The organism is Methylomonas rhizoryzae, assembly GCF_008632455.1.
GTDB lineage: Bacteria > Pseudomonadota > Gammaproteobacteria > Methylococcales > Methylomonadaceae > Methylomonas > Methylomonas rhizoryzae.
The window spans coordinates 3,862,438-3,875,058 of sequence record NZ_CP043929.1 but is presented as its reverse complement, the minus strand read 5'-3'; the positions used below and the strand labels follow the sequence as shown (position 1 = coordinate 3,875,058).

Below are 12,621 nucleotides of genomic sequence, written 5' to 3'. Positions count from 1 at the left end.
TCTTTTTTAAGGCTTTATTCGAGGAGCAACATGGTCATCAAACCTCGCGTACGCGGTTTTATGTGCGTCAACTCTCATCCGGTCGGCTGCGAAGCCAACGTCAAACAGCAGATCGATTACGTCAAAAGCTTTAGCGCCATCAGCGACGGTCCGAAAAACGTATTGGTGTTGGGTGCCTCTACCGGTTACGGTTTGGCCTCGCGCATCGTTGCCGCTTTCGGGGCGGGGGCGAAGACCTTGGGGGTGTTTTTCGAACGGGAAAGCAGCGAAGGCAAACCGGCTACGCCGGGTTGGTACAATTCGGCGGCATTCCACAAGTTTGCCGACGCCGAAGGTTTGTACGCGAAAAGCATCAACGGCGACGCGTTTTCGGACGAAGTTAAAGCCAAAGCGATAGCCGCGATCAAACAAGACATGGACAAAGTCGACCTCGTTATCTACAGCTTGGCCGCGCCGCGTCGCACCCACCCGAAAACCGGCGTTACCTATACGTCAACCCTAAAGCCGATAGGTAAGGATTTCGTGCAAAACGGTATCGATACCGACAAGGAGCTGATCAAGTCGTTTACCTTGACCGCCGCTAGCCAGGAGGAAATCGACAACACCGTGGCGGTAATGGGCGGCGAAGACTGGCAAATGTGGATAGATGCCTTGGCGGCGGCGGATGTGTTGGCCGAGGGGGCTAAAACCACCGCGTTTACCTATTTGGGCGAAAAAGTCACCTGGGATATCTATTGGGACGGCACCATAGGTGCGGCCAAAAAGGATTTGGACAAGCGGGTAGTGGATATTCGCGCCAAACTGGCGGCTTTGCACGGCGATGCGCGTGTGTCCGTATTGAAAGCGGTGGTCACTCAAGCCAGCGCGGCGATTCCGGTCATGCCCTTGTATTTGGCTTTGCTGTTCAAAGTGATGAAGGCCGAAGGCTGCCACGAAGGCTGTATTGAACAGGTCAACGGTTTGTTCCGTGACAGTCTTTACAATTCGGCGCCGATTTTAGACGACGAAGGCCGGTTACGCGCCGATTTGCAAGAACTGGCGCCGCAGGTGCAGCAACAAATCAATGCATTGTGGCCGCAAGTCAAGACCGAAAATCTGCGCGAACTTACCGATTTTGCCGGCTATAAACACGAGTTTCTGAAGCTGTTCGGCTTCGAAGTCGACGGCGTGGATTACGAAGCCGACGTCGAACCGGTCGTGCCGATCGCCAATTTGCTCTAACGGTTGTTTGCGGCGTACCGGCAGGGTTTATTTAAACGTGGCCGGGTTGAGGCCGAATTTTTTTAATTTGGCGTACACGGCCCTGGAGCTGACGCCCATTGCTGCAGCCACTTGTTTGACGTTGCCGTGACAGGATTGCAATTGCCCGACTAAGAAATCTTGTTCGGCCGCATCGACCAGTTGCCGCTTGCCGGCGGCCCAATCCGTCAGCTCGGATTGGGCCGGTTTGAGGTCCAGCGGCAATTGCTTCAATTCGCTGCCGGCACAGAACAAAACGGCTCTTTCCAGGATATTTTCCAATTCTCTGATGTTGCCGGGCCAGGGATAGGCGCGAATCCGTTCCATCACCTCACGGCTGACCGTTTGTACCTGTTTGTCGTACTTTTCATTCAGCCGTTTCAGAATCAACTGTACTAAATGCGGTAAGTCTTCAGGGCGTTGCGCTAACGGCGGTATCCACAGCCGTACCACATTCAGCCGGTAAAATAAATCCATACGGAACAAGCCCTGCTCTACGCGTTGTTCCAAATTTCGATTGGTTGCGGACACGATGCGTACATCCACGCTTAACGTATGTTTGCCGCCGACCCGCTCCATTTCGCTTTCTTGCAAGACTCTCAGCAAGCGAATTTGCGCCGCGGCCGACAGGGTATCGACTTCGTCCAGAAACAAGGTGCCGCCTTCGGCCCGTTCGAATACGCCTTGATGTACCTCGACGGCACCGGTAAAAGCGCCTTTTTCGTGGCCGAACAACACGCTTTCGATCAGGTTTTCCGGAATCGCGCCGCAATTGATGGCGACAAAAGGCTGATGTTCGCGCGCACTCATCGCGTGGATGGCCCGGGCAACCAATTCCTTGCCGACTCCGGTTTCGCCGTTGATCAGCACCGTTGCCCGCGTGGGCGCCACGACTTCGATTTGCTGCAATACCTGTTGCATGGCCGGTGATTTGGCGACGATGGCCGGGGCTGGTTTGGCGCCTTGTTGCTTGGCTTTTGTCCACCACACCTTGCGCATCTGCTGCTCTATGCGCGAATGCAATTCGGCGATTTCCGTTTTGTCCTGCCGCTGGGCGCTGCGCTTATATTCCAAACCGGGTTTGTCCGCGGCCTGTTCGCGGTTGGTATGTATGCAAACTTCGCAACCGCCGTGTCGGCGAGCGATGGCCTGGCGAATTTCGACCTTGGCGTAGCCGAAGTTGCGGGCGGCGATGCCGCCGAATACGCTGGAGGTCATGCGGCACAGTTCCGGAAAGTTGATTACCCGCTCGCCGAACGGACAGCGGCTATTGATTACCGTTATGGTATCGGCGTCGGTCGACGCCAGCGAGAAATGGCCGCCGATATGATTCTTAAGGGCCAAAATCAAGTCGATGTACTGGTCGTGGTCCAAAGCCGCGGCCAGCTGGTGGTCGTCGCGGTAGGTTTGCTCGAAATACAGGCCGGCGCTTTTGGCGATGTGTTCGATCAACGATTCGCAATACTCGCCGCCCAGTTGCTCGGCGGCGTGCATCAACTCCAAAATAAAGGTCTGCAAAAAGAACGCTGGGGTGATTTGCGAGAAATCGTTTCCACTCATCGGCGCAGGGTTGTGAAGTTATAGTTCGTAGATTGAAGCATCGATTCGCAATTTGACCAAGTGATGAATATCAATGTATTGATTTATAAAGGTGTTTTCTTGCTATGGTTTTGGTCTGTAAATTGCTGCTGATAGGGGACTTGCCTTTCGGCGAGTTACGCAAACGCCCGTTAGAGGCGGTAATCTATAACCCTACATTTTTCAGGAGTACATCATGATGACCGACAAGCCGCCGTTAAATCCGCATCCGCTCAGCGAATACGTCGCCTGGGCCGGCAACCGTAACCGCGAACCGATATTAGGGGTGCTCAAGGAAAAATTGCCCAAGCAAGCGGGCCGGGTGCTGGAAATGGCTAGCGGCAGCGGGATGCATATCAATTATTTTGCGCCGCATTTCGAGCACTTGCATTTTCATCCCACCGACAAAGATCAGGAGGTGTTCGATAACATCAAACAGCTGACTGCGCAGCACGGCAACGACAATATCGCCGATCCGGCGCATTTGGACTTAACCGATCCGGCGACCTGGTTCAACGTCGGAGAGCAAGCCGGCTTCGATGCGATTTTTTGCATCAACATCTTTCAAGTGGCGCCGATCTCGATTGCCGACGGCATGATGGAATGCGCGGCGCATCTGCTGTGCAGCGACGGCATATTGCTGATCTACGGTCCGTTCAAGGTGGAAGGGCGGTTTACCACCGAATCCAACCAAGAGTTCCACGATACGCTGTCGTCTTATCAGGTCCCGGAGTGGGGCTTGAAAGACGTCGCCGATTTGAAGGCCGCCGCCGCTAAACACGGGTTGGAATTGAAAGAAATCATAGACATGCCGGCCAACAACTTTTCTTTGGTGTTCGGTAGAGTTTAAAGGAGGAGTTGACATGGTTATAGCGTTAGAAACGGCAGCCGCGTTCGCCAGCGTAGCAGGCGCGGGTGAGATAGGAGCAAGCGATGGCCGCTAATAAAACCGCGCTGGTATTGGGAGTCGGGCCGTTGCAAGGTTTGGGGGCGGCTTTGGCACAACGGTTTGCGACCGAAGGCTTAAGGGTGTTTATCGCTGGACGTAGCCCGGATCGCTTGGCCAAGGTGGCCGACGCTATAGCCGCCAAGGGTGGTTCGGTAATCCCGGTGGTTGCCGACGCCACCGTGGAAGCCGACGTGGTCAAGCTGTTTAACGAAGCCGTTGCGGATGGCGAGGATTTGCAGATCGCCGCCTACAACGTCGACAGCAATTGGTCGGCCCCGCTACTGCAAACCGATCTGGACATGTTTACCGCGTTATGGAAGCAAAACAGTCTGGGGGCGTTTTTGTTCGGCCGTGAGGCCGCCAAGTATATGCAGGCGCAACGCCACGGTACCATCATTTTCACCGGCGCGACCGCGTCTTTGCGGGCGAAGCCGCCGTTCACCGCATTTGCCGTTGCCAAAGCCGGCGTGCGGGCGTTGGCGCAAGGCATGGCCCGCGAGTTCGGGCCGCAGGGCATACACGTGGTGCACGCGGTGATCGACGGCGTGATAGACGGGGAGCGTTCGCGCGGACAGTTTGCCCGGTTCGTGACGGCCAAAGGGCAGGACGGGCTGTTGCAGCTGGAAGCGATAGCGGAAACGTATTGGCAGTTGCATTTACAACATCCCAGCGCCTGGACGCACGAAATCGATTTGCGTCCTTACAAGGAGCCGTTTTGATGGCTGCCGAAACCATTGATTGGCGCTTGCAGGGCCGCTACTTCGAAACCTGTAATTGCGAAGTGGCTTGCCCGTGCGTATGGTTGCAGCCGGCCAGTGAAGGCGAATGCAAGTTGCTGGCGGCTTGGCACATCGACAATGGTTATTGCGCCGAGGTCGGCTTGGACGGTTTGAACGTAGCCTTGGCCTGTTACGCTAAGGGCAACATGATAGACGGCGGCTGGCAGGCGGCGCTATATCTGGACCTGCGGGCCGATGCCTCGCAAACTCAAGCCTTGACTACTATCTTTACCGGCCGGGCAGGCGGCCATCCCGGCGTGTTGGCCGCATTGATCGGCGAGGTGTGGGGCGTTCGGAAAGTGGTAATCGATTACCGCGAGCAAGGCGACAGCCGCAGTTTGCATATTCCGGGCGTGGCGGAGGCGGAAATTCAAAGCATACGCGGCATTACCGGCGGCGATGCGACTATTGCCAACCCGCCTTTGTGCGTGGTGCCCAGTCATCCGGCCGTGGTGGCCAAATCCGCCCGCTACCGTTATCGGGACTACGGGCAAGACTGGGAATTTTCCGCACGCAACGGCTACCATTCGGCTTTCGTTTATCAGCCTTGATGCCGTTTAAAGTTGCCGCGTTGTTTGCCGCGCTGATCGCCGCCAGCTGGCTGTATTTGGCTTATCAGGCTTGGCAGATGCAAACCCTGCCGATGACACAGCTGTGGATGCCGCCTTCCGCCCTGGCGGATTGGCGCTTGGCCGATTATATCTGGCTGTCGGCAATGTGGGCCGTCATGACGGCGGCAATGATGTTGCCTTCCGCCTGGCCTATGCTGCAAACCTTCGCTGTATATTGCCGACGAGGCGGTACCAGCGCGCCGGCCGGTACGCTGTTGTTCGCCGCAGGCTATTTAACGGTTTGGCTGTTATTCAGCGTGTTGCCGACCTTGTTGCAAAGTCTGTTGCATAGTCGGGCGTGGTTGTCGCCAATGATGGAAAACCGGCAACCGTGGTTGGCGGCGGCGCTGTTGATGCTGGCCGGCAGTTATCAGTTCGCCGCGTTTAAAAACGCGTGCTTGCGGCTATGCCGTTCAACGCTGGGCTTTCTATTGCGGCATTGGCAACCCGGCAGGCGCGGCGCGTTCAACATGGGCTTCAAACACGGTTTGTACTGTTTAGGTTGTTGTTGGGCACAGATGTTATTGATGTTTGCCTTTGGCGTGATGAGCTTGTCGGCCATGGTATGGGTTAGCTTGATGGTACTGGTCGAGAAATGGGCGCCCGTGCCTGCGGAAACCTTGAGCAGGACGCTGGGATGCTTGCTGCTGCTATGGGGCGTATACCTCGGCTTGACGGCCTAATCCCCCTAGCATTGCGGTAGAATGCGGCCAAGTTATCCGCTTGGTCCGCCACATGTTCAATATTTCGTCGATTCGAAACTCTTTCCTGGCGCTGTCTATCGTTTCGTTAACGGCATGCGAGGTATCCCAGCTTAACAATCCGTATCCGGACAGCGACCGCGCTCGGGCGATTATGTATTCGTCGTTTTCCGAGCAACCCAAGCATTTGGATCCGGCGGTGTCCTACAGCAGCGACGAATACGGCTTCATCGGCCAAATCTACGAACCGCCTTTGCAATACCATTTCCTGAAGCGGCCTTACCAGCTGCAGGCGTTGACCGCTACCGATCTGCCCGAAATTCGCTATCTGGATGCGCATGGCGCGGAGCTGCCGGAAACCGCCAGCGACGACCAGGTGGCGTTCACCGACTACCTGATCGAAATCCGCGACGACATACGCTACCAGCCGCATCCGGCCTTTAGCCGGGACGACGACGGCCGATTTTTGTATCACCAGCTGGACGAGCGGCAACTGGCGCGGATCGAAACCTTGAGCGATTTTCCGATACAAAGCAGTCGCTTACTCCAAGCGGAAGACTACGTTTATCAGATCAAACGTCTGGCCTACCCCAAAACGCAATCGCCTATCGCCGAGTTGATGGCGGCTTATATCGACGGTTTCGCCGAGTTCGGTCAAGACACTGCCGCCTCGCCCATAGCGGAATTGCGCAATAAGCCTATGCGCGGCGCTACTGCCTTGGACGAGCGGCATTATCGCATCCGCATCAAAGGCAAATACCCGCAACTCCAATATTGGCTGGCGATGCCGTTTTTTGCGCCCATGCCCTGGGAGGCGGCGCTGTTTTACGCCCAACCGGGACTGAAAAGCAAAAACATCACCCTGGATTGGTATCCGGTCGGTACCGGTCCGTATTGGTTGACGGAAAACAACCCGAATCGGCGCATGGTGCTCAGCAAAAACCCTTACTATCACAGCGATTTCTATCCGCAGGATGGCGATCCCGGAGACCTGGAGGCCGGTTTGCTGGCCGACGCCGGGCAGCCGCTGCCGTTCGTCGACCAGGTGGTGTTTACCTTGGAAAAGGAAACCATTCCGTATTGGGCCAAGTTTCTGCAAGGCTATTACGACGCGTCCGGCATCGCTTCCGACAACTTCGATCAGGCCGTTCAGTTTTCCGGTAGCGGCGACCCGCAACTGACGCCGCTGATGCGCGACAAGCAGATTCAATTGCAGACTTCGGTAGCCAGTTCCTTGTTTTACATGGGGTTTAACTGGCTGGATCCGCTAGTCGGCGGCGCATCCGAACGGGCAAGCAAATTGCGGCAAGCCATAGCGATAGCCGTGGATTACGAAGAATTCATCGCCATTTTCGCCAACGGTCGCGGCGTGGTGGCGCAAGGGGCTTTGCCGCCCGGTATCTTCGGTTACCGCGACGGCCAAGCCGGTCTGAATCCCGTGGTGTTCGACTGGCAAAACGGCGCTCCCAAGCGCAAGTCGCTAGCCGAAGCCAAACGTTTGTTGGCCGAAGCCGGCTACCCCAACGGTATTGATCCGGCCAGCGGCGAAAAATTGTTGTTGTATTTCGATACCACCGCAGTCGGTGCCGACGATCAAGCCTTGATGAATTGGTATCGCAAGCAATTCGACAAGTTGGGCATCCAGCTGGTGATCCGCGGCACGGACTACAACCGCTTTCAGGAAAAAATGCGTAGCGGCGCTGCGCAAATCTTCGTCTGGGGCTGGAACGCCGATTACCCCGACCCGGAAAACTTTTTCTTTTTGCTGTACGGCCCTAATTCCAAGGTCAAGCAAGGCGGCGAGAACGCCGGCAACTATGCCAATCCCGAGTTCGACCGCTTGTTCGAGCAGATGCGCAACATGCCGAACGGCGAGGAACGGCAAGCCATCATCGACCGCATGCAGGACATTCTACGCCGCGATTCGCCCTGGTTGTTCGGCTATTACCCCAAGGATTTCGCCTTGCTGCACAGCTGGTATAAAAACTTGAAGCCGGCCCGCATGATCAGCAACCGCTTGAAATACAGCCGCATCGATATCGACGCGCGCGAGCGGCAGCGCCAAGCCTGGAACCGGGCAAAATTTTGGCCGTTGCTGCTGGTTGCCGGATTATTCGGCGCAATCGCCTATCCCGCCGTCAGGGCCTATCGGCAGCGGCAGAACGCGGGTGGCGAGCGATGACCGCGATACTGGTGTTGTCGGCGGTATTGCTGTTATTAGTACTGTTGGTGATAGGCCGCTGGCCGGCGGCCTTGTTGTTTACCGGCTGGGCGGTCGGGTTTTTGTTGTTGGGCTGGTGCGACGTAGACCGGTTTTTACGCGGATTCGCCAACCCGGCGCTGGTTACCTTGGTATTGTTGTTGCTGGTGTCACTGGCTTTGGAGCGCTCCCGGATTATCGAGGCCATCATCAAGCACATGTTGAACGGTTCCGAATTCAGCGCCATGCTGAAGTTGACCGGGGCCGCCGCGTTAATGTCGTCGGTACTGAACAATACCGCGGTGGTGGGCACCTTGCTGGGGCCGCTAAGCCGGCAGACCCAGCATCCGGTCGGACGCTTGCTGATGCCGCTGTCTTATGCCTCGATATTGGGTGGCGTCACCACCTTGGTCGGTACCAGCACCAATTTGGTAGTCGATTCGCTATTGCGCCAGGCCGGTATGCCGGGGTTGCAGATGTTTCAATTTGCCTGGGTCGGGGTGCCGTTGCTGCTGGCTTGCGGCGCCACGATGTTGTTGATGCGCCGTTTGCTACCCGCTAACGGTTCGGCCCAAAGCCGGCAGCACGCACCGTATTTTTTGGAAGCCCGGGTGGCGGAACATTCGCCGCTGATCGGCCGCAGCGTGGAGCAAAACGGCTTGCGCGGCATGCAGGGCCTGTTTTTAGTGGAGATGGTGCGCGACGGGCATCTGCTCAGTCCGGTACGCCCCACCGACCTGCTGGAAGCCCGCGACATTTTGTTGTTTAGCGGCAGCTTGGACAAGGTTCAGGAATTACAGCGTTATCCCGGTTTGGAAATTTTCGGCAATGATGTCGACGCATTGTTCGCGGATAATTTGCTGGAAGTGGTGATCGCACATTCATCGGAATTGGAAGGCAAGACATTGCGGGAAGTGGATTTCCGCTTGATGTTCGACGCCGGCGTGGTGGCGATTCGGCGCGGCGACCGGCAACTCACCGGCAAACTGGGGCAAGTCGAACTGAAGGTCGGCGATTGCCTGGTGCTGGCGGCGGGCCACGATTTCAGGCAGCACCGCAATGTGGAGCGCAACTTTCATCTGCTCTCCAGCGAACCGTTACGGCCCCGCTTGAACGCCAAGGAAAACCTGCTGACGCTGGGGTGTTTCGCGCTGGTGATAGCCTGTTCGGCCGCCGGGGTATTTCCGCTATTGAACGGCTTGTTGGTGATGCTGGGAATATTATTGGCGGCCGGCGTGCTCACGCGAATGGAAATGCGGCGGCGTTTCCCGTTCGACGTCTGGCTGTTGGTCGGATCGGCCTTGGCGGTTGCCGGAGCGTTGGAGCAATCCGGCGCCGCCAAGCTGATTGCCGGGACATTGAACGGGCTATTCGGCCACGGCGGCTTGATGGGGTCCTTATTCGCCATATATCTAATGACCTGGCTGTTGACCGAACTGATCACCAACAATGCCGCCGCGGCTCTGGCTTTGCCGGTGGGCCTGGAAGCCGCCAAGGCTCATGGGGTAGACCCTATGCCGTTCGTGATGGTGGTGGCTTACGCTTCCAGCGCTTGTTTTCTAATCCCGAGCGGCTATCAAACCCATTTGATGGTGTTATCGCCCGGTCGATATAAAACCCGCGATTTCATCCGTTTCGGTTTGCCGATACTAGTGGTATACAGTGCGCTAGTGCTGTGGCTGACGCCTATCGTGTTTGCTTGAGTGAATCTTAGGGCTGAAGAAATGAACGAATTAAAAGTAGATATTTACACCGAACCTAGCGACATCGACCTGAACACCTTAAACAACTTGGGGCCGCTACGCAGAATGGCCGGCATCTGGTCGGGTCGGCGCGGCGTCGACATAAAACCCAAGGCTGACGGGCCTAAATCGCAGGAGTTCGTCGAGCGGCTGGAGTTGCAACCGATAGACCCGGTCACCAACGGCCCGCAACTGCTGTACGGTTTGCGTTATTTTACTCACATTACCAAGCCCGGCCGGATTAAAACCTATCACGAACAAGTCGGCTATTGGCTGTGGGAACCGGCGACCGAAACCGTGATACATACCTTGACGATACCGCGCGGCTTGGTGGCCATGGCGGCGGGACGGGCCGCGGCCGACGCCGACGGATTCGAGTTGCAAGCCAGCGAAGGCTTGGATACCTGGGGCATTTGTTCCGCGCCGTTTTTAGCGCAAGCTTTTCGTACCGTGGCCTTCAATATTCGCGTGCTGTTTAACCCCGATGGTACCTGGTCATACCAAGAAGACACGGTTCTGCAAATCCAGGGCCAAGCTCAGCCCTTCCATCATACCGATAAGAATATCCTCGACAAGATTGCCGAACCTACCCCTAATCCCTTGGCCCGCCGCGTTTGAACGCATCCTCCGTCCTCGGATAGGGTAGGGCAAGCCTTTCATGGTCCTGAAAGTATCATTAAAGTCGAAGGCAGCGGCGTATTATTCTTGTTAGCTTGCGTCAATCCGTTATTCTTGTGGGAGTATATCCACAGCAAACCCAGGAATCATGGCTATGAAGAATCGCGAACGGCTGCAATTTACCGGTCAAGGCGGCGAGTATTTCAAAATTTGGATCGTCAACTTATTGTTGAGTATTTTAACCTTGGGCATTTATTCGGCTTGGGCCAAGGTTAGGCGTAACCAATATTTTTACCGGCACACCCGGCTGGCCGGCGCGTGCTTCGATTATCACGGCGACCCGAAAGCCATTCTGAAAGGCAGAATAATAGCCGTGGTCTTGGTAGTTGCGTATACCTTGGCCGGAAGATTTTCCCCGCTCATCGCGCTGGCGATATTGTTGCTCATCCTGTTGGTGATGCCGTGGCTGCTGAAGCGCTCCTTGCGGTTTCGCTTATACAATTCCAGCTACCGGGGGTTGCGGTTCGCTTTTTACGGCAAAACCGGCGGCGCTTATCTCAGTTGGCTGGCGTGGCCGCTTGCCTCCGTGCTTAGTGTGGGACTGTTGTGGCCTTTGACTCAGCAACGCATCGTTCGCTATATGCGCGACAACTCGGCTTACGGCAATGCATTGTTCCGTTTCACCGCCGGCACGGGCGGTTTTTATAAAATTTATTTATTGGTGATCCCCATGCTGGTGGCCATTTTCGTCCTGCTTTTGGTCGCCAGCCAGTTGGTGATTCCCGATGACGTCGAGCAACGCATGGCGGTCGGCGGCGCCTTGGCCGGCATAGGCACATACCTGGGCATGCTGATTTTCGGCTATCCCTACGTGTCGGCCCGCTTGCAAAATCTGATTTGGAACAATACTCAATTGGCCGGCGTACATCGCTTCACCTCCGAGGTTAAAGCGTCTGGCTTGTTCGGCATCATGTTCAGCAATTTAATACTGACGCTGTTGACCTTGGGTTTTTATAAACCCTTTGCCGATATTCGCTTGGCCCGCTATCGCATCGAGCATATCAGCCTGATTCCCGGTGCGGATTTGGAAAACATAGTTGCCGGCATAGAGTCTCAGGCCGCGGCAACCGGCGAGGAAATCGCCGAAATGTTCGATTTCGACATCGCGCTTTAAAGCATGTTGTCCGCCCGCTATTACGACGGTCGGACGGCCGTTCCGCACACGGTGCAACTGCGAGTGTGCGGTTCGGTGCTGTTTTTGCAGGGCGACAATCTCGAACGCCGGGACGCTTTGGCGGCGTTGAGCATCCCTGCGCCGCTGGGTTCCGCGCCCAGGACGATTTTGTTTGCCGACGGCGGCCGCTGTGAAGTGGAGGACATCCAAGGCTTTGCCGCGCTGTTTCCGGCAGGTCCGGGCTCTAATCAGCTGGAAGGCCGCTGGCTGTACGCGATAACGGCGCTGGTATTGGCGGCCGGTTTGGCCGTAGCCGCCTATTGGTGGGGGCTGCCTTATTTGGCGCGGCTGGTGGCGGACAGGATTCCCGATGCGGTGCTAACAGACATGGACGGCTATTGGCTCGGCAACTTGGATGATAGCGTGTTGGGCGCCTCTGTGTTGGACGGCGCGCGTCGGCAAGCCATCGAACAGCGGGTAGCCGATCTGATTTTGCCGGCGGGAGCGGTCAGGCCGCAGTTGGTTTTTCGCGGCAGTGAGCGTTTGGAGCCGAATGCCTTTGCCTTGCCAGGCGGTAGCGTAGTGATCCTGGACGGCTTGGTCGAAATGGCGGACGAGGATGAAATCGTCGCGGTTTTGGCACACGAAAGCGGCCACGTCAGTCAGCGTCACGCGTTGCGGCAGCTGTTGCAGGCCTCGCTGGTCGGCCTGATAGTCGCTTGGTATGTGGGCGATTCGAGCAGCCTGTTGGCCGTAGTGCCGAGCGCACTATTGCAAACGCGCTATTCACGCGATTTGGAGCGTAGTGCCGACGAATTTGCAATCGAAGTGATGCGCTTGAATCACATCCCGCCCGGCCGCTTGGCCGACCTGTTGCTCAAATTGCAAGCCCGGCAAGCGCAGGATGAAGCGGGTTTTGTGCGGCGCCTGGACTCGGTGCTGGATTATCTGTCGTCCCATCCGGCCAGTGAGGAACGCATCGCCCTGCTGCGCTCGCAATCCCGATGAGATGCTCGGAAGTGGCCGGCCG

Annotated in this window: 11 protein-coding genes; 10 read left to right on the top strand and 1 reads right to left on the bottom strand. The window is 56.5% G+C overall.

All coding sequences use genetic code 11. From position 1 onward, the window contains the following. Positions 1–30: 30 nt before the first annotated feature. Complete coding sequence (gene fabV / locus F1E05_RS17200) at positions 31–1,221, top strand: enoyl-ACP reductase FabV (RefSeq protein WP_150050627.1); 1,191 nt, start codon at positions 31–33, stop codon at positions 1,219–1,221. 27 nt (positions 1,222–1,248) lie between these two features. Here fabV and F1E05_RS17195 read toward each other — a convergent pair whose 3' ends face one another. Then, the gene (locus tag F1E05_RS17195; protein ID WP_150050625.1) at positions 1,249–2,799 is read right to left on the bottom strand and encodes a sigma 54-interacting transcriptional regulator; all 1,551 of its coding nucleotides are present in this window, start codon (positions 2,797–2,799) and stop codon (positions 1,249–1,251) included. A gap of 214 nt (positions 2,800–3,013) precedes the next feature. On the opposite strand from F1E05_RS17195, the gene F1E05_RS17190 reads away from it, so the two are divergent. From F1E05_RS17190 to F1E05_RS17150, 9 genes are all read left to right on the top strand, one after another. Continuing rightward, positions 3,014–3,667, top strand: a complete 654-nt coding sequence (locus F1E05_RS17190) for a DUF938 domain-containing protein (RefSeq protein ID WP_190303181.1) — start codon at positions 3,014–3,016, stop codon at positions 3,665–3,667. Between the two features lie 83 nt (positions 3,668–3,750). Then, positions 3,751–4,485: an SDR family NAD(P)-dependent oxidoreductase gene (locus F1E05_RS17185; protein WP_150050621.1), complete on the top strand. Its 735-nt coding sequence runs from the start codon at positions 3,751–3,753 to the stop codon at positions 4,483–4,485. Beyond that, positions 4,485–5,096: a DUF1326 domain-containing protein gene (locus F1E05_RS17180; RefSeq protein WP_150050619.1), complete on the top strand. Its 612-nt coding sequence runs from the start codon at positions 4,485–4,487 to the stop codon at positions 5,094–5,096. The genes F1E05_RS17185 and F1E05_RS17180 overlap by 1 nt, the downstream gene beginning before the upstream one ends. Further along, entirely contained in the window at positions 5,096–5,839 is a 744-nt protein-coding gene (locus F1E05_RS17175; protein ID WP_150050617.1) for a DUF2182 domain-containing protein, read from the top strand. Before F1E05_RS17180 ends, F1E05_RS17175 begins: the two co-directional genes overlap by 1 nt. A 52-nt stretch (positions 5,840–5,891) precedes the next feature. Then, positions 5,892–8,039, top strand: coding sequence for an ABC transporter substrate-binding protein (locus F1E05_RS17170; RefSeq protein WP_150050615.1), 2,148 nt, complete (start codon positions 5,892–5,894; stop codon positions 8,037–8,039). Beyond that, positions 8,036–9,760 carry an SLC13 family permease gene (locus F1E05_RS17165; RefSeq protein ID WP_150050613.1) on the top strand — a complete coding sequence of 575 codons (1,725 nt, stop codon included), beginning with the start codon at positions 8,036–8,038 and terminating at the stop codon, positions 9,758–9,760. The genes F1E05_RS17170 and F1E05_RS17165 overlap by 4 nt, the downstream gene beginning before the upstream one ends. A gap of 21 nt (positions 9,761–9,781) precedes the next feature. Beyond that, positions 9,782–10,417 (top strand): FABP family protein, encoded by a 636-nt coding sequence (locus F1E05_RS17160; protein ID WP_150050611.1) that lies wholly within the window; start codon positions 9,782–9,784, stop codon positions 10,415–10,417. Positions 10,418–10,571: 154 nt separating this feature from the next. Further along, positions 10,572–11,591 (top strand): YjgN family protein, encoded by a 1,020-nt coding sequence (locus F1E05_RS17155; RefSeq protein WP_190303180.1) that lies wholly within the window; start codon positions 10,572–10,574, stop codon positions 11,589–11,591. Positions 11,592–11,594: 3 nt separating this feature from the next. Further along, positions 11,595–12,599, top strand: coding sequence for a M48 family metallopeptidase (locus tag F1E05_RS17150; protein ID WP_150050607.1), 1,005 nt, complete (start codon positions 11,595–11,597; stop codon positions 12,597–12,599). The last annotated feature ends 22 nt before the right edge of the window (positions 12,600–12,621 follow it).